The organism is Terribacillus sp. DMT04 (assembly GCF_019056395.1).
In the GTDB taxonomy this organism is placed as follows: domain Bacteria; phylum Bacillota; class Bacilli; order Bacillales; family Amphibacillaceae; genus Terribacillus; species Terribacillus aidingensis_A.
On record NZ_CP077639.1, the window covers coordinates 1820939 to 1843743 of the forward strand.

The window sequence follows — 22805 nt, forward strand, 5'->3', positions numbered from 1 at the left end:
ATCCTTCCCCTTTTCTCTTGTTATGTTAAGCATAAGCATGCAGGCCTACGATAAGCAAATTTACGGCCAGTAAATTGAACATAATAATACAAAATCCGATTACAAGCAGCCAAGCAGATCGAATTCCCTGCCAGTCTTTCAGCATTCGTATATGCAGGAAAGCGGCATAAAACAGCCAAGTAACCAATGCCCATACTTCTTTTGGATCCCACCCCCAGAAACGATCCCATGCCTGCTGCGCCCATATCATTGCAAAGATGAGTGCGCCAAGTGTGAAAATCGGAAATCCGATAGCGACCGCCCGGTATCCGATGTCATCCAGTGCTTCTTTTGGCAGTTTCTGTACGATTGGCTGGAGAACTGCCCCGATCCTTTTTCTAAAGATTGCAGAAATAATGCTATAAAGAAAAATACCAGCAATGACAGAGATGATAATTGTATTCAGCTGCTGCGCTGCATTTTCTCCGCGCATCCACGCTGCTGCGCTGATTTGCACCGGTAACACCGATGTGACAGTATCATGTGGAACAATTAGCGGTGGCAGCTGATACATGACAGTTTCGCTAGCTGTCATTACCGCAGCTGTATAACCACTTATCCGGAATAAAAACGCCAGCACCATATAACCGATAACGGAAAGAAGAACAAGAAACAACCCTTCAATTGCCCATACGCTTTTATGCTGTTTTGTTTGATCTGTTTCATGCAGGATATAAAGAAAACCAGCAAAAAAGCTGATTGATAGCACTGCTTCCCCAAGCGCCGCGGTTGTGACATGGATGTACAGCCAATGACTTTGCAGAGACGGAACGAGCGGCGCTACCTCTTGCGGAAACATGGCAGCACATCCAATAATCAACATTGCAATAATGAGTGCAAATAAAGCGAACAGCGGGTAAGGATAAAACCGATAAACAATAAGCAGAACTAAAACCATCATCATGCCAAAAAAGGTCATAAATTCAAACAAATTGCTTACAGGCGCATGTCCGCTGTACATCCACCGCAAAATAAAAAAGCCGAGTTGGGCGAGCCAGCCAAGCGCCGTTATTCCCCAGGCAAGCTTCCATAGCATGCGTTGCTTACGTCTCGCAGCGGCCCATGCGAAAAGAATAACACCAGCTAAATAGCTAATAAAAGCTGCTTCCAGCAAATAGCCGCTTAAAAGATGCAGTTTTTCCATTAGGACCTCCCTCCTTTTCGATAGTTATCTAACATCCTATCTGCTTCTTTTTCGAAGGAGGAAGTATGCTTATTGGTATGACCAGCAAGCAGATACGTCCCATCTTGCTGTTTATGAAGCCATAATCTCCGGTGCTGCCAATACAGCCCTTGTATAAGCCCAATCATAAAGATGATGCCGCCAAGCAAGAATACCGGCAGCGTCCAGTCGCGCTTGACCGATAATCCGGTCACATGATGTGTCTCGTAATCCACAGCAGAAAGATTGTAGCGGTTAGAGCCTGTTTCAGAGACAACCTCATCCACCGATGCAAATACGCTTTCCGCATGTTGGCCATCGGTTATCTCCAGCACAAACGCAGGGTTTCGCGGGAATTTAGACACTGTTATCACGTTATCTTCGTCCAGCTGGTAATCCGGATAATAATCAACCAGCACAGCACGCAGGCCATTTTCAAGCTGATATTCTGTATCGGGATTTTGTGTATCTATTGTTATATCTGCAGCTTGTCCAGCTTCGTTGACGGCACGAAATGTGAGGCTGCTGAACTCATTTAACTGATAACCAGACTGGTAAATCGTATACCCAGCTGCTTTCACAGGATGATTGACACCAACTTGGGTCTGCGACAGTAAATCAAGGTCAGCCACTTCACCTGCGACATGTTTCTCCGTTTGGAAGATGCTTATATTTGTAGTAAAGCTCTTCGGAATCGTTCTTCCTTCCAGTTTGATCGCCTCACTGAATTTCGGATCATCTGCATTATATGTATCCACAATAAAACGCTCGTTTTTGATAAATAATGACTGATTGGTATTCGGTACAACAGCTGTCTCTCCGTCTCGTATCCATAAAAAAGAATCTTGATAAAAAAACGGAAACAGCCTTAAAAATGCAGCAGTTAAAATGAGCAGCAAGCCAATATGGTTGACATACGGACCCCATCTGGCAAACCGATTTTTCTCCGCCAGAATGTCTTCCCCATCCTGCCGAACACGATATCGCTTGTCTTTCATTATCTTCACCAAAACCGCAGGGGCTTGGACGTCTAACTCCCGGATATAACTTTGATGTCTGAGAAAAGATACACGACGTTTGATAGGCTGGTTTTTCAACGCATGATATAACGGGAAAAAACGATCAATACTTGCAATTAGAATACTTGCACCAAGCAAGCCAAGCAACGTCATATACCACCAGGAACTATAAAGCATATCAAAGCCAAAGTAATGGTATAACCGGCCGAACAACCCATATTGTGATGCATAAAATTCCTTAGGTATACTGCCCGGAGGTATATAAGCCCGCTGCGGCAGAATTGTTCCCAGCGCCGTTGCAAGCAAAGTGACAATCAGTATACACATACCGTTTCGTACGGAAGAGAAGAATCGCCATATGGTATCAATAACTGTTCGCTTATGCTGCTGTGATCGGCGGATAGCGCCATCATATCGCATATCCCAGTTCTTTTGCTGCAATTCGCATGGACTGCAGCACTCCTCAGACTGTCGCTTTTCCTTTTTGCAAACGGGGCATTGCTGCATCGTACTCGCCTCTTTTCTCAAGGCACAATCTCATCCAAATACGTCTCAAGCCTTTTTGTCTGCAGCGGTCCGTAAACTGTCCTGCTTATCGTTCCATCGGCTCGAATAAAAAACGTAGCCGGCAGCGCATCAACACCGTATGCATCCATTACCTGGTTTCCGTTATCTTTCAATAACGGAAACGAGAGAGCATAACGATCACGAAACCGATTGATAACGAGGCTGCTTTGATCAGCACTGATTGCTGCAAAAATAATGTCTTGTTTTTCATATGTAGAAGCTGCTTTTTCAAATACAGGCATTTCCTGTTTACATGGCTCGCAATAGGTTGCCCAGAAGTTTACGAGTACACCTTTCCCTTTCAGGTCAGACAGCTTGAATTCCTCGCCTGTCTGGATATTCTCCAGTACAAAGTCTGGTGCCTTCTCGCCCGCCTCAAGCTTGTGCGTCTTCTCATCATTCAGCAGCTTCCAGCCAGCTGTAAGCAGCACACATGCCAGGACAGCAAGCACAAACAATCGAATGAGAAAGCGCCGTTTTTTCAAGGAATCCATGTGTACTCACCTCTTGCCAAGTATAGCATGTTGTTCTGCTGGCATATTTGACAACTTTTTTACTTTTCTTTGTATTCCTTCTTTATGCGATGTACTTCCTCTGGTGTCAGCTTGCGGTGAGCTCCAGGCTGCAATCCTTCAAGTGTTAAAAATCCGAAACGTTCCCGTTTGAGTTTTTGAACAGGATATTGGATGCTTTCCATCATTTTTCTTACTTGGCGATTACGCCCTTCATGCAAAATGATTTGCACAAGACTGGTATTTTTCTTTCTGTCTGCACTCATTAGTTTGGTATAAACTGCTTTACATTTATGTCCATCAATCATGACGCCGCGCTTTAGCTGTTTCAACTCTTCCGGACTTGGTATTCCTTTTACCTTCGCTACATAGACTTTATCAATCTTCTGACTTGGATGCATGAGCATATTGGCGAATTCGCCATCATTCGTCAGCAGCAGCAAACCAGAAGTATCATAATCAAGCCGCCCGATTGGATATACTCGTTCGGTTACTTCCGGCATTAAATCAAGCACTACTCTGCGGTCTTTTTCATCTTGCACACTGGAGATAACACCGCGAGGCTTGTACAGCATATAATAAACTGACTTCTCTTTTTCAAGCGGTATCCCATTCACTTCGACTGAATCGTTTGATGTAACTTTAATGCCAAGTTCCTTTACGACTTTACCGTTTACTTTTACTTTGCCTTCCAAGATCATCGTCTCGGCTTTTCTTCTTGATGTAACACCGCTATGGGCAATCACTTTCTGCAGGCGTTCTGCTTGTTTATCCATTTATTAATCCTCACTTTTTTTAAAAGAACAAAGAAAGAGCGTTAACGATTGTCAACGCTTCTCATGCTCCGAATATAATCGTAACTACAATGATTGAAGCCATTATACCAATAACATCCGCTAACAGTCCAACTTTTAATGCATCCCCCATCTTGCGGATCCCTACTGCTCCGAAATAGACGGTCAGCACGTAAAAGGTCGTGTCCGTGCTGCCTTGCAAAACAGATGCCAGTCTGCCGATAAATGAGTCCGGACCATGCGTAGCGATTAGTTCTGTTGTCATACCCAGTGCGGCTGTCCCGCTAATTGGCCGCACAAGTGCTAATGGAACAATATCAGCTGGCATACCGAGTATGCTTAGTACCGGCGTTATGAGGCCAATTAAGGCATCGAGTGCACCTGACGCCCGCAGAATCGAAATGGAGACGAGCATGCCGAGTAAAAAAGGTAAAATTGAGATGGCTAAGCTAATACCTTCTTTCCCGCCATCGACAAACAATTCATATGTTGGCAATCGTTTAGCGGTAGCAATAGCTAGCACCACTAGAATTAAACATGGAATAATCCACAAGCTGGCTGTTGCAAGCAGGCTCATACGCGACGCTCCTTCCGTCTTCGAATCTCATAAAAGAGCCGATCGATCAGAATAGCGCCGATGAAAGAAAGAATGGATGCTAGCAGCGTCGCACTGACTATCTCGGTCGGCGAATTAGATTCATATTTCATTCGCACAGCAAGTACTGTCGTCGGGATAAGTGTTAAACTGGATGTGTTCACTGCCAGAAAAGTAATCATCGATCGGCTTGCTTTTGGACTGTTGCTGAGTTTTTTCATTTCCTCCATCGCTTTGATCCCCATCGGTGTCGCCGCGTTGCCTAATCCAAAGAAGTTGGCTGTCAAATTGGACAAGATATATCCCATTGCTGGATGGTCCTTTGGTATGTCAGGAAACAATCTGGAAATGAATGGTTTAGCTAGTCGAACCAGTGCATGTAAAAGTCCTGCAGCTTCTGCAATCTTTGTAATACCAAGCCAAAATACCATTACACTAATAAGACTGATAGCCAAAACAACCGCATCATCCGCACTTTTAAAGATTGCTTTGTTCACTTGATCCATCGTACCGGTAAACATGGCATATATAATACCGCCTATTGCCATTATTGCCCAGATATAGTTCACCATAGACGGACACCCGCCACTTCATCAAACACTTGTTTTACCGTACCAGCTAATGTCGGTTCCTCCGGTGTGGTATATATAGGCACCGAACCAATTCTCGTTTTATCCAAATAATAAACATCTGTCCCGATTTGCTGTTGATGCTCTTGCTGCTTCAGCATGTAAGTAACGCTGTGGGCTGCTTTCTTCTCCTTGTCTGTCAGCGGATAAATAATGGAGGTACCTGTCTCCGGCTGCTTTAGCTTGGTCAGTCGAAATTCATCAAATCCCCATTCAAATAAGTTCTTATGATCCCGCCAGTCATCCGGATCATTGATTGTAACGACAACTAGCTCCATCCCGTCTTTTTCTGCGGTGCTGACAAGTGTCCTGCCTGCTTTTTTTGTATAACCTGTTTTACCGCCAGTAGAGTGTTCATAATATCGTGTCAGCATCTTATTTTTATTTCCCCAAGCATATCGCTTAGAATCTGCCTTATACGTTTTCGTACTGCTGACTTTTCGGAAAGTATCGTTTTTCATCGCATATCTTGTCAATAACGCCATGTCATACGCCGAGCTGTGGTGCGATTCTGTATCAAGACCATGCGGATTATCAAAATGGGAATCTTGCATGCCGAGCCATGCTGCCTTTTCGTTCATCAAGTGTGTAAACCCTTCTTCACTGCCTCCCACATGTTCGGCAATGGCCACAGCCGCATCATTCCCAGAACGAAGCATAAGACCGTACACCAAATCAGCTAGCGGAATTTCCTCGCCTTCCTTCAGGTAAATAGAGGAGCCTTCTGTATAGATGGCATTTTTACTAACTGTCACCGTTTCATCCATCTTGCCTGATTCAATGGCAATAATTGCTGTCATAATCTTTGTAATACTGGCAATCCGCTTTGGATCGGCTGCATTCTTCTCGTATAGCACTCTGCCTGTAGAAAGCTCCATTAAGATTGCCGAATCGGCAGCTACGCCTGGTTTTGCTGCTGCTTGTCCGGGCAGAAGCCCGGCGCAAAGTGATAAGGCAATCAATATAACGAGCATGCGCTTGAACATGTTACGAACCTCCCTTAATCATCTACCATCATTGTATGCAAGAGAGACAAGCTTATGAACAAGTGAAAAAACCCCTTCTGCATGAGAAGAGGTTTTCTATTAAAATGGTGCCCATTTTACTTGCTTGGCAGTTTCGAAGCGCTGAGCTGCGTTCGCCCAGTTTACAACCTTCCACCAATTTTCTACGTATTGTTTTTTGTTCGTCTTGTATTGCAGGTAATACGCATGCTCCCACATATCCAATACGAGAAGAGGAATCGTATCGAGGAGACCGAAGAACTGATGCTTCTCCAGCGTTTGAATAGCAAGATGATGAGATCTAGGCTCCCAAACAAGTATTGTCCAGCCCACGCCTTCGACACTATCTGCCGCTTTCGAGAACATCTCTTGAAAACGACGGAAAGAACCAAAATCCTTCCTGATTTGCTGCGCCAGCTGACCGGATGGCTCTCCGCCTCCATTAGGCGACATATTATACCAGAAGATTGTGTGCAGGAAATGTCCAGAACCATGGAAAGATTGTTCTCGCAAGTAATGCTTGTAATCGGAGCTTGATTTATCATCTCGGTTCACATACAGCATTTCTTCGGCCTTATTCAAACCATCGACATAAGATTGATGATGCTTCGTATAATGCAGTTCCATAATTTCCTTACTGATGTATGGCTCTAAAGCATCAAATCGGTAAGGAAGCGGCGGCAGACGATGCTGCCCCCAGCGGACACTATGTTGGCGGTTTGTATGTTCCGCTCTGTCAGCAATCTTTTCCGCAGCCTGACGAAAATGCACAGCTGTTTGCTGCTGAATTGTCTCACCTGCTGCCAACTTGCTTTCCAAATGCTTCTGCAAATCTTTTACATCGGCACGCCACAACACATCACCAGCATGATGCTCCATCTGCTTACTCCACTGTAATAACTCTTCCAAATACGCTCTCATACTCAACATTACTCACCTCACCTCAACGTATGCATACGCCCGGGTGAAAGCAGCTTGTCATTCTGGATCAGCAGGAAAATCTTCAAAGAACAAATCCGCAGCACCTTCAGGATCTTCGGTACCTTCTGGTAAGGGCGGTAAATCATCCAATGAATGCAAGCCAAAATAAGCGAGAAAGGCTAGCGTCGTAACATAAAGAATCGGCCGGCCGATCCCATCTTTACGTCCATTTTCTTCAATGAAGCCTCTTGCTGCCAATGTCTGAATTGGTCTCTCACTTTTGACGCCGCGCACTTCTTCCACCTCTATACGCGTAAGCGGCTGTTTATAAGCAATAATAGCAAGTGTCTCTAACGCTGCTTGTGATAGCTTGCTGTTTTGCGGCGAATCTAGCAGTCTTCTATGATAAGCGGCATGCTCTGCCTTCGTAGTCATGTGATAGGAGCCTTTTAGCTCCATAATGGAAAGTCCTCTATCCGGAGAAGCGTATGCCTCTCTCAAAGCAGCGAGTTCTGCGTTTATTTCTTCTTCTCCGAGCTCTAACGCGTGCATCAGCTGCTTTTTTGTTAGTCCTTCATCTCCAGCTGCAAAGAGCAGCCCTTCTAATATACTGTTATACGGTACTTCCATCATAGATCCCCATTTCAAATACAGTTAACTCTTCAAAATGCTGTTCTTGCTTGCAAACAATCTGTTTCTTTTTCATTAATTCCAATATAGCCATGAACGTAACAACGATATGCTGCTTCGTCCTTTCGGGAAACAATTCAAAGAAACCAACGCCTTGCTTGCGAAGTTTTACAGCTTCCAGCACTTCCCCCATTCGATCTTCCAAGGCTATCTCTGCGCGCTGTACTTTCGTATCCAGCGGTTTTGTCCATGCTTTTCTGCGGAAAACACGTTCAAGTGCTGCTACCATATCATAAACCGTAACCTCTCCTGGCTCGAGCGGCTTTAATTCTGGTTTATCCGGCAGCGGTGCTGGCGGTCTTGTATAAAGTTTATCAGCAGACATTTCTTTGTCTTTTAAGTCAGCAGCCGCTTCTTTATATTTTCGGTATTCAATTAACCGATGCATTAACTCATCACGCGGATCTTCCTCATCTGCTGCCAGTTCATCCTCGAGAGCTGCTTGATTTGGCAGCAGCAGCTGGCTCTTCATCGCGAGCAGCGTGGCAGCCATTACCAGATACTCACTTGCGATATTCAGCTCTAATTGCTGCATGGTATGTATATAATGCATATATTGCTCGGTGATAACCGCCACCGGAATATCATAAATGTCGATTTCGTATTGATTGATCAAATGCAGGAGCAAATCGAGCGGGCCCTCGAAACCGTCCAGCTTTACGCTGTATCCTTGCATAAAATCTCCTCCTCCCGAAAAAAGTTCATCACCGCCCATACCACGGCTTCGATTCCTACATACCTTATACCGTAAGATAAATGTTCAGCAGTTCAGCATTTATCTGTCACATTTCACAAGGGAGGAATTCCACTATGGGTAACTACGGCGGAGGATTTGCTTTAATCGTTGTGCTTTTCATTCTTCTAATCATCGTAGGTGCAGCTTGGCTATAAGCCGATAAGCACAAAGAAAACCAGCCTTCTAGGAGGCTGGTTTTTATTTTAAGCTTCTGTTCCGCATTTCTCAAGGAAATCTTTTGTTTCATCTGTCGCAGTCACATAATGCATCGGCGCATACATATTCCGTACCTCGCACACAATCTGCCTGCCGATACCGTTACCGCGATGAGATGGATCAACCGAAATATGCTGCACGATTGCACGCTCTCCTTCAATCGCTACACCAACCGATCCAAGAATATCATCTTCGTCCTTCCAAAGAAATAAATGCCAATCTGGATTATTGTTATATTCCTGGATTAACTGCTGCAATTTCTTTACTTGTTTTACATCGGGCATGAATGATAATAGTCCCATTGCGATTTTTTCCATTGACTTCTTGTATCGTATTAGCATAATAACCCCTCATTAAGAAAATAACCTTCTGAGCATCGACAGAAGAAAGAGAAAGCTCGCTCCCATCATGACCCAAAAAAGTTTCTTCTCTTGTTTGTCACTATCCTGCAACTGTATTCCACTCCTGTCGTACGTAGTCTTATTTAAAACCTATCTACGTTTTTTGTCAACTTTACACTTCATTCAGTGCCATTTTTTACGCTTTTTTCTGTTCCAATACAGGTAATTCGTGCATAGTTTCCCCAGCAGCGCACGTCATCATGCAAGTGATGCAAGCAGAATCTGGCGAGATAGCTATATAATGTGGTAGAATCATCAAGGAGTACATACTCACTTCAATTTTAGGAGGACAAGCAAAATGGCGAAAAAAGGTTATATCTTAATGCTGGACGGCGATAAGATCGAATTTGAACTTTATCCGGAGGAAGCACCAAACACTGTAGCGAACTTCGAAAAGCTCGCAAACTCCGGTTTCTATAATGGCGTAACATTCCACCGTGTTATCCCAGGTTTCGTAAGCCAAGGCGGCGACCCAACAGGAACAGGTGCTGGCGGCAGCGGTGAAACAATCAAGTGTGAGACAGAAGGAAACCCGCATAAACACGAAGCTGGCAGTCTATCTATGGCGCACGCTGGTAAAGATACTGGTTCCAGCCAGTTCTTCATCGTGCATGAGCCGCAGCCGCATTTGAACGGTGTTCATACTGTTTTCGGTAAAGTCACTTCCAATCTTGATGTTGCCCGTAACATGGTGAACGGCGACACTATGGAAACTGTAAAAGTTTTCGACGAAGAATAAAAGAAAATCCTGTATGCTCACGAGCATACAGGATTTTTTTATTCGTATGATAAGTCCAGCCTTGTTAATTCCTCGGCCTCTTCTCTTTTGACTACAAGTTTATCTACACCATTTTCAACAAACACAACAGCAGGTCTGCCAAAACGATTATAATTGTTCGCCATTGCATAACCGTATGCGCCGGTACTGAACACAGCCAGCAGATCACCTGCTTCTGCTTTTGGCAAGTCGATATCCCAAATCAGCATATCACCAGATTCACAGCATTTGCCGGCAATTGACACCGTTTCAATCGCTTCTTCATCTGCTCGGTTTGCTAGTTTGGCTTCATAAACCGCTTTATATAGAGCCGGACGGAGATTATCAGTCATACCGCCATCCACTGCAACATACTTACGGACACCAGGGATTTCTTTCACGGAGCCAATTGTGTAAAGTGTTACCGCCGCATTACCAACAATGGATCTGCCTGGTTCAATCCAAATCTCCGGCATTGCAATGGAAGCAGCTTCTGCTTCCGTTTTAATTCGGGACACTAAAGCGTGAATATATTCTGACAACGGCAGCGGCTCATCGTTTTCTGTATAACGAATACCAAAACCGCCCCCGACGTTGAGGACCTCTGGTGCATAATTATACGTATGATGCCACGATTTAACGAGCTCAAATAATCTGCTGACAGCCATTAGGAAACCATCTGTCTCAAAGATTTGCGAGCCGATATGGCAGTGCAACCCTTTCATTCGAATGACTTCACTATCTTTTACTAACCGGAAAGCTTCTTCAGCTTGTCCGTTCGCAATATCAAATCCAAATTTGGAATCTTCATTCCCGGTTAGGATATAGTCATGTGTATGTGCTTCGATTCCAGGTGTAACACGAAGCAAAACATCCATTTGCTTTCCTTGTTCTTTCAATACGGCGTCCAGCAGTGCTATCTCATGGAAGTTATCCACCACAATACAGCCAATATTATGGGCAACCGCCATGGAGATTTCTTCATAGCTTTTATTATTGCCGTGCAAATGAATCCTGTCGGCAGGAAACTCCGCTTTTAACGCTGTATGCAATTCACCCCGGGAAACAACATCCAAACTGAGTTTTTCCTGTTTGGCTACTTGCAGCATTGCAACGGAAGAAAAAGCCTTGCTCGCATAAGCAACCTGCGCTTTGACGCCTAACGTTTCAAATGCGTTCACGAAGGACTTGGCGTTTTCCCTTATAATACCAACATCATATACGAATAAAGGAGTACCATATTTTTTTGCTAATGTGACGGCGTCAACACCGCCAATCTCTAGAATATGCTGATCATTAATAACAAAAGGATGCTGCATAAAAACCATAACCTCCAACTCAGGACTATCGGATAAGCAGTCAAACAACGAAAGCTCATCTTTCCGCATAGGAAGAAGATGAGCTTATCGCTTCACAAGCTACACTACCCGAAACTGACAAAATAGATAGAGTAAACTTATCATATTCTTATTTTTCTAGCAACTAAGAATTCGGCATTCTGTTCTTATCCTGTGGGTTGGTAATACCTGGACGAATTTTTGATAATGGTGTTGGCGTCCGGTAAATTACTTGTATGAACCCTTTCAGATTGAATGGGATAAACGGCCACATATAAGGTGTATTCAAAGATTTTGTACCAACAAGTATCAGCATCATCAATGTTATGCTGATAACAAATCCAGGCACTCCGAAGATGGCAGTTGCAAATAAAAAGATAATGCGCGTTATTTTATTTGATACACTGAGTTCAAAACTTGGTGTCACAAAGGATCCAACTGCCGATATAGCTACATAAAGAATAACCTCAGGTGTAAATAAACCAACATTGATGGCTATTTCACCAATAAGCACAGCTGCAATCAGACCCATGGCGGTAGACAGCGGGGTTGGCGTATGAATAGCAGCCAGCCGGAGGAATTCTATCCCCAAATCGGCCAGTAATATTTGGAGGAATAATGGAATATGCCCTCCGCCTTTATTTGGCCCAATAAAGTCAATGGTTGCTGGCAGGAGCTCTGGATGAACTGTAACCAAATACCAAAATGGCAATAAGTATAACGATGCAAAGATACCAATAAGCCGTATCCAGCGAATGAAGGATCCCGGCGCTGGTGATTCTCGGTATTCTTCTGCATGCTGCAAATGATGGAAGTATGTTGTCGGTGTAATAATGACACTTGGAGAAGTATCCACGATAATAATAACATGGCCTTCATATAAATGAATGGCACTTATATCGGGTCTTTCTGTATAGCGGACTAATGGAAAAGGTTTATTTCCTTGTTTAACAAGAAATTCCTCCACAGATTTGTCCGCCATTGGAATTCCATCAATCTCTATTTCCTTCAGTTCTTCTTTAATTAATTTGACTAAATTCGGATCGGCAACATCTTCAATATAGGCAATACAAATGTCTGACTTGGATCTTTCTCCGACTTGCATCATTTCCAGACGCAATCTTTCATCGCGAATTCTTCTGCGCGTCAATGCTGTGTTAATAATTATATTTTCTGTATACCCATCTCGCGGTCCGCGAATAACTTTCTCTGTGTCAGGCTCCATTGGCTGCCTGCCTGGATAAGATCTCGTATCAACCGCAAATGCAAAATCACAGCCGTCGATGAAGACGACAATTAAACCAGATAAGAAAGCATCAACACAGTCGTCAACATTTTGCTTTCTGTCGACTTGCATATGAACCAATCGGTTTTCGATGATTTCCGGAATTTTATTCGTGTTTTTCTCATCATCATTAATACTTATTAATTTGGATAAAACACGCTGTACAATTTCGGCATCGGCCAGACCGGTTGTGTAGTAGATCTCAACTTGTTTTTTGAGAATGATGAGTTTGCGGTGACCAACGTCAAAGGATACCCCGAGCCCGACACGCTCTTTCATAAAGTCGTTTACTTCATCAATTTTGGACGGAATCGGGTTCTTATCTTTTTCAGCCATGAATCGTACCCTCCCTTTCTAGGATGATTCGAAGCGCTTGTTCGGTAATTGGCGATCCAATTTCAATTCTGTCTTTGCCTCGCATTTTCCCAATGTCTCCAATCGCTACAACGATTGGAAGATCAAGCTGATCGAGTAAGTAAATCGTGTCACCGTTTATACGCCCAAGCTCATCCGTTATTACACCTTCTTTATCCACTCCAAATGGCTGCATTTCGCCATCCTGATCAATGGAAAAGCTGACTCGGCTCCATTCTCTGTTTTGGGTATGTGCTGCCACAGCCAGGGCGCCAATAATATTAACTTCCGGGTCGGCAGCAAGGCTTAGAAGAATTTTCTCTCCGCTGCCGACGCCCGGAACGCCCCCATCGTCCAGCAGAACATATACTGGTTCCTGAGGAGCTGCTTGAATAGCCGCTTTTATTGTACTGTCATCGGCTGTCATTGGATTATCAGCTAAATAGGAGAGCGAAGTTCCGCCAATCTTATGCGCCAAATAATCAATGGTTCGTTTGGCATATGCGTCTCCGTCGGTTATGAGAATAACTCTTTTCATCTTGTTCATCCCTTCGGCTTAAAGAACACTGCGACAAGAAAGCCAAACAGAATAGCAGCAGCAATTCCGGCAGATGTCAGCTGAAACATGCCGAGCGCGATGCCCCAGAATCCGTGTTTATCCGCTTGCTCCATCGCTCCATGCAGCAAAGAATGACCAAAGCTTGTAATGGGAACAGTGGCGCCGGCGCCAGCGAAGGAAATCAAGTTATCATACAAATCAAAACCATCCAGGACACATCCTGCTACAACAAAGGTGCTCATTACATGTCCTGCATCCAATTTCGCTACATCCAAAAGCAGCTGACCGACTACACAGATCAACCCTCCTACAACAAAGGCCCAGAAAAAATCCATGCTTATCCCTCCTCTCTGACGAGTACCACACTGTGCGCAATGGCAGGAATCGATTCTTTCTGACGAATGACGGTCGGACTCATTAAAGCTCCTGTAGCAGTAATTAAAATCCGCTTGTATGTCCCTTTTTTCATTTCATCCAATAAGTGCCCATATGTCACAATAGCGGAACACGCCGTACCGCTTCCGCCAGCAAGCATCCCCTGATCACTTGTGTAAAGCAAATTGCCGCAGTCTTTGTGAACAGCATCAATATCGATACCATCACTGCGCAGCATATCTTTAAGTATCGGAGAACCTACACTCGACAAATCGCCAGTTACGATCAAGTCATAATCTGCCGGTGTCCGGCCGAAATCGCTCAGATGTCTTTTTATCGTATCGTGCGCAGCTGGCACCATTGCACTGCCAAGATCAAACGCATTGGTAGCACCGAAGTCTACAACTTTGCCGATGGTCGCCCCTTCGATACGTATTTTGCTTTTTTCCCGGCTCACTAGTGCACAGCCTGCTCCAGTTGCTGTGCTTGTCGCTGTCTCGGGCTTTTGATTGCCATACTCTGTTGGGAAACGGAATTGTCTTTCTGCTGTTGCGTTATGACTGGAGACAGCAGTCAGAATACGGTTTGCGGCTCCTGCATCAACAAGCTGTGAAGCAATTGCCAACGTTTCCATGCTGGTCGAACATGCGCCAAACATGCCAAGGTAAGACATATCCATGTCACGTGCCGTATAGTTAGCACTAACATTTTGATTCAGTAAATCTCCTGCAATGAACATATCAATGTGCTGCGGATTTAATCCTGCTTTTTCTAACGTCACTTGGATGGAATCCTGCAACAGTTTGCGCTCTGCCATTTCCCAGTTGTCTTCGCCGCAATAAAGATTCTCATACGATTTGTCAAAGGAGCTGCCAAGCGGTCCATTTCCTTCTTTAGGTCCGACACTTGTTCCTGTCTCCTCAATATAAACAGCATTGTTCAGCGTCCAGGATTGTCTGCCCAATTTTGCCATTTTCTCACCCTCCAACTAGCTGATTAAATACATAGCGGATTATGCCGACGATATACGCTGAGGTAACTCCAAATACGATGACGCTACCAGCCAATTTGAACATATTTCCACCTATCCCCAGTACATAGCCTTCCGATTTAAATTCTAAGGCAGCACTTGTAATGGAATTGGCAAATCCCGTAACCGGTACTGCAGTTCCAGCACCAGCAAACTGCGCAATTCGGTCATAAACTCCGAACCCTGTTAATAAAGCGGATAGCAGGATAAGCGTCGTAACTGTCGGCGTCCCAGCTTCTTGCTGTGTCATATCAAATACTTGCATATAAAATTTTGTCAGCAGTTCACCGATGAAACATATGAAGCCGCCGACAAGGAATGCTTTTAAGCAATTGCGGAATAACGGAACCTTTGGATAATATGATTTTGCTGTTTTGCTGTAATTTTCTTTTTTGAACTTGGAATCCATACTTTCACCTCTTAATTAATAGGAAAATAAAAGCCATTGAAATAATGATCCTGTAATCTTGCCTAACACGATGGCCATGAAGAACCAAATCAGACTCCCATCCAAGCCGATTCTCCTAGTCAGAATAGGAAATACATTAAGCACCTCTGTTAGTGCCGCAGCCAGCATGCCGACAAAAACACCGTGCAATAACCCCCATAGGCTGATTAGCAAGAGCGGTGCATGGAAGTGGAAATAATGAAAGGATAGGATGGTACCCGCAAAAGCGCCCGCAGTGACAGCAGCTTCATACGTAACAATAAATTCATGTGTTTTGCTCAGCTGTATCAATCTGGGGATGATGCCGAGAACCGTTAGAAACGCTACAAAGCCCGCTCCAGTTGCAAGCCCGGCACTGAGCCCGATGATCGTTTCAGCTATGGCGATCCACATTTTGTTTCTCCAAACTGTTTTCGTGATATGCTACGTAAACATCCATTTCCCGCTGGTATTTGTGCATTTCCACTTCGAGCGGACTAGGCTCCTCATTCAGTCTTTTCTTGAAAACATGATTGAAAAAGAGGATCATTCCAACCCCAATGCCAATGCTGTAAGGAATTTGCATCCATAATGGATGGATAAGCTTTTCTCCGGTAAGCAAAAAATGAATCTTCTGCTGGACAGGCTCCATTGCAACGTCAAAATGAAAGTTCATAATTGTCATAGCGGAACCGATAAACAGCAGCAGCCATATGAGAATGACGAGCGGCCAAACCGTTCTTTTCTTAGAACGCTGCACACGCACAATCGTCTGTTCTGATCCAATCAGCTGCAATTCGTGCTCCGGAAAAATCCGCATCAGCTGCTGAAATACAAGAAAGGAGTCGAGTACGACAATATTGCTGTCCTTTTCTGTTATCCGGTACACGACCGTATCCAGCATGCGCTCTTTTTGATCACCGGCATTGGCAATATGTGCAATATCCTTTAATTTGATTACTGCTTCTGGAGCAGCGGTTATTTTCCGGATAAACCGGATATATACAATTGCTGGCATAAAAGCACCTCCCCTATGAAGAAGGGTTTCTGTACTTAGTATGGTGTAAGCACCTAGGAAACATGCTGGTAATTGCAGGCAATAAAAAAAGCTTTTGCACAATATGTGCAAAAGCTATTTTTCCAGCTGTTCCTTGATAGCAGCCAGTAGTTTCTTTTCCAGTCGGGAAACCTGGACTTGTGAAATCCCAAGCCGTTCCGATACTTCTGATTGGGTTTGGTCCTTATAGAAACGCAAATAAACAATCAGCCTTTCCCGCTCGCCCAGCGATTGTATTGCTTCTTGAAGAGCAAGCTTATCGAACCAGTTATTGTCTTGTTCTGCAATCTGGTCTAACAAAGTGATGGGATCGCCATCATTTTCAAAAACAGTCTCATGAATGGAGTGCGGCAGTTTAGCAGCCTCTTCTGCATGGACGATTTCCTCTGGGGAAAGCTCAAGCTCCGCAGCAATCTCTTGAATTGTTGGTGCACGATTCAGTGTTTTAGTCATTTCTTCTTTTTTCTTGCGTACTTTATTGGCTGTCTCTTTTAGTGACCGGCTCACTTTCAAGCTGCCGTCGTCTCGGATAAACCGCTGAATCTCGCCAATAATCATCGGTACAGCGTAGGTAGAGAATCGGACGTCATAAGTCAAGTCGAACTTATCAATCGATTTGATCAGCCCGATACAGCCGATCTGAAACAAGTCATCCGGCTCGTAACCGCGGTTAATAAACCGCTGAACGACGGACCAGACGAGTCTTACATTTCGTTCGACAAGGATATCACGTGCTTCTTTATCACCATTCTGACTTAACTGGATGTATGTTTTTACTTGCTTATCGGTCAATTGTTCCTTTGCCTTCTGCTGTTTCAAATATACATCCATTTTCCCCACCTACTGACTCATGGCTTTGCTTCGATTGAACTGCTTATTCATTGTAACTGTTGTGCCTTCGCCTTCTGCCGAAAACACATACACATTGTCCATGAAGTTTTCCATGATAGTGAAGCCCATTCCAGAACGCTCTAAGTCTGGCTTTGATGTATACAAAGGCTCCATTGCCTGTTCCACATCCGAAATGCCAACTCCTTCATCCCGGATAATCAATTCCACGTCTCCGTCTTCCAATGTACAGATAATCGTAATCATCTGATCAGGATCCGAATTATATCCATGTATTATCGCATTTGTAACGGCCTCGGAGACGACTGTTTTGATCTCTGTCAGCTCATCCATTGTCGGATCAAGCTGCGAGACAAAGGAAGCGACAGTTACACGAGCGAAAGCTTCGTTCCTGCTTTGGCTAGAGAAAGAAAACCGCATCATATTCGTAGTCATGATAGCACCACCCCAAATGTTTCCAGCGCAAAGCGCTCATTTTCTTCAAATCTGATAATCTTGAACAAACCAGACAGCTGGAAGAGCCTGTCCACAGCCGGCGTAAGGCTGCAGACCACCATTTCTCTTCCTTCTGCTTTCAGTTCTTTATATCTGCCAAGGATGACACCAAGACCGGAGCTGTCCATAAACGAGAGAAATTCCAAGTTCAATACCATATGCTTAATACCTGGCTGCTGCAATGCAAGCTGCCAGCTTTCTTTTAGTTCTCTCGCCGTGTGATGATCGAGCTCTCCGCTGAGACGGGCTAGCAAGATGTTTTCCTTTAATTCGTATTCGACTGTCAACCCCATAATTCTCTCCTCCTTTATCCTGCTTATACATTTCTGCAGAAAAAGGCGAAAACCTTTTGAGTGACAAAAATAGAAAAAAGATTGGTCAATCTGCTATAATCAGCGGAATTTCACCATATCATCAAAACTTCGCTTCATTAATAGCCAATAGCTAGCCGTCGGAACATCCTCTTTCATCACCAGCGGTGTAGTAGAGATTAATTTGTCTTTGCTTCGTACTTCGAGGATACCTACTTGTTCTCCAGCTTTAAGCGGAAGCGATATTTCTTTTTTATATACGATTTTTGTTTCAAGTTTACCTTGCTCTTCGCCTTTCTTTTGCAGCAATGATACAGGTTCTTCTGTCATAATCGGAACATTTTGTCGCGCGGCCTTCAGTTTATCCAGTTTCGCAACAACTTGATTCTCTTTGTAAAGCTGTTTGACTGCATATTGATTGAAACCGTAATCCAGCAATCGTGATACTTCGTTGTTACGTTGTTTTGGCGTTTCAGCACCCATCACAACAGCAACTACTCGCATACCGTCTTTTTTAGCAGTTGCTGTCAGGCAATATTTTGCTTCTTTAGTAAAACCTGTTTTCAAACCATCTACACCCGGATAAAATTTCACAAGCTTGTTTGTGTTTACAAGCCAAAACGGATCTTCTGAGTCCTGTCTCAGATAATCTTCATAGATACCGGTGAATTCCGTAATTTCTTCGTGACCAAGCAGTGCTCTGGCCATCATTGCCATATCTTTGGCTGTCGAGTAGTGATCGTTTGCTGGAAGTCCCGTTGCATTTTGAAACTTCGTATGCGATAGCCCGAGCTCACTTGCTTTTTCATTCATTTTTTTCACAAATGCATCTTCTGTGCCTGCAATCTTCTCTGCCATAGCCACACTTGCATCGTTTCCGGAAGCAACCGCTATTCCTTTAAGCAGTTCTTTAACGGTCATCTCCTCTCCAGCTTCAAGGAAAATCTGCGACCCGCCCATACTTGCTGCGTATTCGCTTGCTCTTACTTTGTCTTCATAGTGCAATTTTTCAGCTTCAATTTCTTCCATGATTAAGAGCATTGTCATAATTTTTGTCATACTAGCAGGCGGCAGTTCCTTTTCCATATTTTCACCTGAAAGTACTTGTCCTGTGTCACGCTCGATCAAAATAGATGACCTGACTGTTTCTTCTTTTTCCTTTTCAGCAAAAACGTGCGATGGTACCGCTGCAATACTGATAACAAAAGCTAGCATCAGACTGACTAGACTCATTTTTTTCATCTCGGGTTCCTCCGTTTACGGTAATACAGTTAGAATCTCCCAAACAAATTGATTTATGAGTCGTTTTTGCACAAAAAAAGCAGTCCCTTTATCAGGACTGCTTTGGTATTACGAAATGACGTCGTAAATCAGCGTCATTTTCTCAATATGTTCTTCGTTAATTGTATATGATTCCAATACTTTGCTGCGGGAATCTGCTGCTTCTGCATCACGCGCATGCAAAATGGCAATTGTCTCGCCCTCTTGGACAGCATCGCCTTGCTTTTTCTTTAATGTAATCCCAACAGCATGATCAATGTCGTCATCTTTCGTCGCACGTCCTGCTCCAAGATACATAGCGGCTGTACCGATTCCTTCTGCGTCGATGCTGTGGACAAAGCCAGCAGCCGGCGCTTTCACTTCGATATGATAATCTGCTTGCGGGAAGAGCTCTGGATTATCGACAAGTGCTGTGTCTCCGCCTTGTGCTCCGATGAATGTCCGGAAAGCTGCAAGCGCAGTACCATCATCTAAGCATGCTTCTAAATGCGTACGTGCTTCCTCATATGTAGCAAACTTACCAGCAAGCAGCGCCATATGTGTTGCAAGCTCCACGGAAATCTCGCGTAAATCGGTGATTTTCTCTCCGCTTAGCACTTGAATGGCCTCTTTGACTTCATTGCTGTTGCCAATTTCAAAGCCTAGCGGCTGGTTCATATCGGTAATAACTGCAACTGTTTGACGGCCTAAATTATTGCCGATTTTAACCATTGTTTCTGCTAACTGGCGTGACTCATCAAGTGATTTCATGAAAGCCCCAGAGCCCGTTTTTACGTCTAAGACGATTGCTTCTGCACCAGAAGCAAGTTTTTTACTCATAATTGAGCTTGCAATTAGCGGGATTGTATTTACCGTTCCTGTAACGTCGCGCAATGCGTATAGCTTCTTATCAGCGGGGGCCAAGTTGCCTGTTTGCCCAGCAACAGCTAATTTATTTTCATTAACTAAGCCCATGAACTGCTCCCGGCTCAAGTCGATGGAAAAGCCTTTAAACGATTCCAGCTTATCTAATGTTCCGCCTGTATGTCCGAGACCGCGCCCCGACATTTTTGCAACCGGAATACCAATAGACGCGACAAGCGGACCTGTAATTAAGGTAATTTTATCTCCTACGCCGCCTGTGCTGTGTTTATCTACCTTTTTACCCGCGATACTGCTCAAGTCGAAAGTTTCACCAGAATTGGCCATTTCTTCTGTAAGCCAAGCTGTTTCTTCTTCCGTCATTCCATTAAAGTATACTGTCATTAAAAAGGCAGATGCCTGATAGTCTGGAATATCTCCGCGTGTATACCCTTGAACAAAAAAGCTAACTTCTTCTTTTGAAAGTTTGCCGCCATCGCGTTTTTTTGTAATTAAATCAACCATTCTCATACTCGATCACCTGCTTTATTTTTTTGGAAGCTGTTTGACAATTTGTTTTACGAATCGCAGGAAGTCTTCCCGAACCTGGCTTGTAGTTTCCATTACTTCATCGTGTGTTAGCGGCTGATCCAGAATGCCTGCTGCCATATTGGAAATACAAGAAATGCCAAGAACATCCATTTTAGCATGACTGGCAACGATAACTTCTGGAACAGTTGACATTCCGACTGCGTCTCCGCCCCATGTGCGGAGCATCCGTACTTCGGCACCTGTTTCATAGGAAGGACCTGTATTGCCCACATAGACGCCTTCTTGCACTTCTAGATTAATTTCTTTAGCAACTGCACGTGCATGCTTCAAAAGTTCTTTGCTGTAAGCAGCAGACATATCCGGGAATCGTGCCCCGAACTCATCGTCATTCGGTCCAATCAAAGGATTGATCCCCATATTATTAATATGATCAGTTATCAGCATCAAGTTGCCTGGCTCAAAGCTCTCATTGATACCGCCGGCTGCGTTCGTCACAATCAGTGTTTCTACACCTAGCGCTTTCATTACGCGAATTGGCAATGTTACCAATTCCATCGGATAACCTTCATAGAAATGGAAGCGACCTTGCATCGCAATTACATGCTGGCCCTCCAGTTTGCCAATTACGAGCTGTCCCTTATGTCCGCTAACGGTAGAAACCGGGAATCCTGGTATCTCACCATAAGGAACAACAGTTGCATCGGTAATTTCATCAGCAAGAACACCTAAACCAGATCCAAGAACGAGACCTACTTCCGGTGCAGCAGTTAAGTTGTTTTTTATATAATCGGCTGCTTGTTTAATTGCTTCTGTCTGCATGTTTATTTCCCCTTTTTCAACGCTTGTAAAAAGCTTGTTCCGTGTTCAGGCATATCAATGTTAAAGTTTTCTGCGAGAGTCGCAGCAATATCGGCGAATGTATTCCGAAGCGGAAGTTCTTCCCCTTGCGCAGCTCCCGTATGATAAGCGATCAACGGCACGTACTCTCTTGTATGGTCTGTGCCGTGATGCACCGGGTCATTTCCGTGATCAGCAGTAATCAGCAGCAGATCATTTTCTTTTAGCTTGTTTAATACTTCCGGCAAGCGTTTATCGAAATCTTCCAGTGCTTTTCCGTAGCCTTCTGGATCGCGGCGATGACCATATTTCGCATCAAAGTCAACTAAGTTAAGGAAGCTAATGCCAGTAAAGTCTTCGTCCATGCTTTCCACAAGCTTTGTCATCCCGTCGTCATTGTCCTTGGTACGGACAGACTTTGTCACGCCTTCTCCATCATAAATATCAGAGATTTTACCTAATGCAATAACATCATAATTTGCATCTTGCAAACTGTTCATCGTCGTTTTGCCAAAAGGTTTCAGTGCGTAATCATGGCGGTTCGATGTCCGCTCAAATGCACCCGGCTTCCCGACGAAAGGACGTGCAATGATGCGGCCAAGCATATAAGGATCATCAAGTGTAAGCTCCCGGGCAATTTCGCAAATACGATACAGTTCATCAAGCGGAATAATATCTTCGTGCGCTGCAATCTGCAGCACAGAATCAGCAGATGTATAAACGATCATATCGCCAGTTTCCATATGCTGCTCGCCAAGTTCGTCCAGGATTTCTGTTCCGGAAGCTGGCTTGTTGCCAATAATGCCGCGGCCGGTACGTTCTTTCAATTCATTTAATAAAGCATCGGGGAACCCGTCCGGGAATGTACGGAATGGCTGGTCAATACGAAGGCCCATGATTTCCCAGTGGCCTGTCATCGTATCTTTACCATTTGACGCTTCCTGCATTTTTGTATAATACGCTTTTGGCTGGTCGGCAGCTTTGATACCTTCTACTTCTCTAATATTACCAAGACCTAAAGCTGCCATATTCGGCATTTCCAGACCATTCATATGAGAAGCGATATGGCCGAGTGTATCTGCTCCTTTATCACCGAAAGCTTCTGCATCCGGCGCTTCTCCAATCCCGACAGAATCCATTACGATAAGAAATGCGCGTTTAAAATCCATGAGTA

Annotated in this window: 28 protein-coding genes; 2 read left to right on the forward strand and 26 right to left on the reverse strand. The window is 44.2% G+C overall.

Features of this window, described 5'->3' with window-relative positions; all coding sequences use genetic code 11:
• Positions 1–25 precede the first annotated feature (25 nt).
• The 10 genes from ccsB to KS242_RS09700 form a co-directional block, all read right to left on the reverse strand.
• Entirely contained in the window at positions 26–1183 is a 1158-nt protein-coding gene (gene ccsB / locus KS242_RS09655) for a c-type cytochrome biogenesis protein CcsB (RefSeq protein ID WP_371747529.1), read from the reverse strand.
• Entirely contained in the window at positions 1183–2748 is a 1566-nt protein-coding gene (locus KS242_RS09660; RefSeq protein WP_217321173.1) for a cytochrome c biogenesis protein ResB, read from the reverse strand. Before KS242_RS09660 ends, ccsB begins: the two co-directional genes overlap by 1 nt.
• A complete protein-coding gene (resA, locus tag KS242_RS09665) occupies positions 2745–3281 on the reverse strand; it encodes a thiol-disulfide oxidoreductase ResA (RefSeq protein WP_217321174.1) in 537 nt (178 codons plus the stop codon). Before resA ends, KS242_RS09660 begins: the two co-directional genes overlap by 4 nt.
• 59 nt (positions 3282–3340) lie before the next feature.
• Positions 3341–4075 (reverse strand): pseudouridine synthase, encoded by a 735-nt coding sequence (locus KS242_RS09670; RefSeq protein ID WP_217321175.1) that lies wholly within the window; start codon positions 4073–4075, stop codon positions 3341–3343.
• Positions 4076–4136: 61 nt separating this feature from the next.
• A complete protein-coding gene (locus tag KS242_RS09675) occupies positions 4137–4670 on the reverse strand; it encodes a spore maturation protein (protein ID WP_097041205.1) in 534 nt (177 codons plus the stop codon).
• Positions 4667–5260, reverse strand: coding sequence for a nucleoside recognition domain-containing protein (locus KS242_RS09680; protein WP_217321176.1), 594 nt, complete (start codon positions 5258–5260; stop codon positions 4667–4669). The genes KS242_RS09675 and KS242_RS09680 overlap by 4 nt, the downstream gene beginning before the upstream one ends.
• The gene (locus KS242_RS09685) at positions 5254–6303 is read right to left on the reverse strand and encodes a D-alanyl-D-alanine carboxypeptidase family protein (protein ID WP_217321177.1); all 1050 of its coding nucleotides are present in this window, start codon (positions 6301–6303) and stop codon (positions 5254–5256) included. Before KS242_RS09685 ends, KS242_RS09680 begins: the two co-directional genes overlap by 7 nt.
• A 99-nt stretch (positions 6304–6402) precedes the next feature.
• Positions 6403–7251 (reverse strand): superoxide dismutase, encoded by an 849-nt coding sequence (locus KS242_RS09690; RefSeq protein ID WP_217321178.1) that lies wholly within the window; start codon positions 7249–7251, stop codon positions 6403–6405.
• A 48-nt stretch (positions 7252–7299) separates the two neighbouring features.
• Positions 7300–7872 (reverse strand): SMC-Scp complex subunit ScpB, encoded by a 573-nt coding sequence (gene scpB, locus KS242_RS09695; RefSeq protein WP_217321179.1) that lies wholly within the window; start codon positions 7870–7872, stop codon positions 7300–7302.
• Positions 7856–8608, reverse strand: coding sequence for a segregation/condensation protein A (locus KS242_RS09700; RefSeq protein WP_217321180.1), 753 nt, complete (start codon positions 8606–8608; stop codon positions 7856–7858). Before KS242_RS09700 ends, scpB begins: the two co-directional genes overlap by 17 nt.
• 134 nt (positions 8609–8742) lie before the next feature.
• On the opposite strand from KS242_RS09700, the gene KS242_RS09705 reads away from it, so the two are divergent.
• On the forward strand, positions 8743–8823 hold the full coding sequence (locus KS242_RS09705) for a YjcZ family sporulation protein (protein WP_077308896.1): 81 nt from the start codon (positions 8743–8745) through the stop codon (positions 8821–8823).
• 48 nt (positions 8824–8871) lie between these two features.
• On the opposite strand, the gene KS242_RS09710 is transcribed toward KS242_RS09705, so the two are convergent.
• Positions 8872–9225, reverse strand: coding sequence for a GNAT family N-acetyltransferase (locus tag KS242_RS09710; protein ID WP_217321181.1), 354 nt, complete (start codon positions 9223–9225; stop codon positions 8872–8874).
• A gap of 358 nt (positions 9226–9583) precedes the next feature.
• Here KS242_RS09710 and KS242_RS09715 point away from each other — a divergent pair, with 358 nt between their 5' ends.
• Positions 9584–10024 (forward strand): peptidylprolyl isomerase, encoded by a 441-nt coding sequence (locus tag KS242_RS09715; protein WP_077308892.1) that lies wholly within the window; start codon positions 9584–9586, stop codon positions 10022–10024.
• Positions 10025–10062: 38 nt separating this feature from the next.
• On the opposite strand, the gene lysA is transcribed toward KS242_RS09715, so the two are convergent.
• The 15 genes from lysA to deoB all read right to left on the reverse strand — a co-directional run bounded on the left by lysA (position 10063) and on the right by deoB (position 22800).
• Positions 10063–11370 carry a diaminopimelate decarboxylase gene (lysA, locus tag KS242_RS09720; RefSeq protein ID WP_217321182.1) on the reverse strand — a complete coding sequence of 436 codons (1308 nt, stop codon included), beginning with the start codon at positions 11368–11370 and terminating at the stop codon, positions 10063–10065.
• Positions 11371–11524: 154 nt separating this feature from the next.
• Positions 11525–13000, reverse strand: a complete 1476-nt coding sequence (locus tag KS242_RS09725) for a spore germination protein (RefSeq protein WP_217321183.1) — start codon at positions 12998–13000, stop codon at positions 11525–11527.
• A complete protein-coding gene (locus KS242_RS09730) occupies positions 12993–13556 on the reverse strand; it encodes a stage V sporulation protein SpoVABEA (protein WP_254391678.1) in 564 nt (187 codons plus the stop codon). Before KS242_RS09730 ends, KS242_RS09725 begins: the two co-directional genes overlap by 8 nt.
• A gap of 5 nt (positions 13557–13561) precedes the next feature.
• A complete protein-coding gene (spoVAE, locus tag KS242_RS09735; protein ID WP_217321185.1) occupies positions 13562–13912 on the reverse strand; it encodes a stage V sporulation protein AE in 351 nt (116 codons plus the stop codon).
• Between the two features lie 2 nt (positions 13913–13914).
• On the reverse strand, positions 13915–14925 hold the full coding sequence (gene spoVAD, locus KS242_RS09740; protein ID WP_217321186.1) for a stage V sporulation protein AD: 1011 nt from the start codon (positions 14923–14925) through the stop codon (positions 13915–13917).
• Between the two features lie 4 nt (positions 14926–14929).
• Positions 14930–15391: a stage V sporulation protein AC gene (gene spoVAC, locus KS242_RS09745; protein WP_217321187.1), complete on the reverse strand. Its 462-nt coding sequence runs from the start codon at positions 15389–15391 to the stop codon at positions 14930–14932.
• Between the two features lie 15 nt (positions 15392–15406).
• A complete protein-coding gene (locus KS242_RS09750; protein ID WP_217321188.1) occupies positions 15407–15823 on the reverse strand; it encodes a stage V sporulation protein AB in 417 nt (138 codons plus the stop codon).
• A complete protein-coding gene (locus KS242_RS09755; RefSeq protein WP_217321189.1) occupies positions 15804–16427 on the reverse strand; it encodes a stage V sporulation protein AA in 624 nt (207 codons plus the stop codon). Before KS242_RS09755 ends, KS242_RS09750 begins: the two co-directional genes overlap by 20 nt.
• Positions 16428–16541: 114 nt before the next feature.
• Positions 16542–17297, reverse strand: a complete 756-nt coding sequence (gene sigF / locus KS242_RS09760; protein WP_217321190.1) for an RNA polymerase sporulation sigma factor SigF — start codon at positions 17295–17297, stop codon at positions 16542–16544.
• 9 nt (positions 17298–17306) lie between these two features.
• The gene (gene spoIIAB / locus KS242_RS09765; protein ID WP_217321191.1) at positions 17307–17750 is read right to left on the reverse strand and encodes an anti-sigma F factor; all 444 of its coding nucleotides are present in this window, start codon (positions 17748–17750) and stop codon (positions 17307–17309) included.
• Entirely contained in the window at positions 17747–18103 is a 357-nt protein-coding gene (gene spoIIAA / locus KS242_RS09770; protein WP_077308870.1) for an anti-sigma F factor antagonist, read from the reverse strand. Before spoIIAA ends, spoIIAB begins: the two co-directional genes overlap by 4 nt.
• A 99-nt stretch (positions 18104–18202) precedes the next feature.
• Positions 18203–19363 carry a D-alanyl-D-alanine carboxypeptidase family protein gene (locus KS242_RS09775; protein WP_217321192.1) on the reverse strand — a complete coding sequence of 387 codons (1161 nt, stop codon included), beginning with the start codon at positions 19361–19363 and terminating at the stop codon, positions 18203–18205.
• Between the two features lie 108 nt (positions 19364–19471).
• Complete coding sequence (locus KS242_RS09780) at positions 19472–20773, reverse strand: pyrimidine-nucleoside phosphorylase (RefSeq protein ID WP_217321193.1); 1302 nt, start codon at positions 20771–20773, stop codon at positions 19472–19474.
• A 15-nt stretch (positions 20774–20788) separates the two neighbouring features.
• Positions 20789–21613, reverse strand: coding sequence for a purine-nucleoside phosphorylase (locus KS242_RS09785; RefSeq protein WP_217321194.1), 825 nt, complete (start codon positions 21611–21613; stop codon positions 20789–20791).
• A 2-nt stretch (positions 21614–21615) separates the two neighbouring features.
• Positions 21616–22800, reverse strand: a complete 1185-nt coding sequence (gene deoB / locus KS242_RS09790) for a phosphopentomutase (protein ID WP_217321195.1) — start codon at positions 22798–22800, stop codon at positions 21616–21618.
• Between the last annotated feature and the right edge of the window lie 5 nt (positions 22801–22805).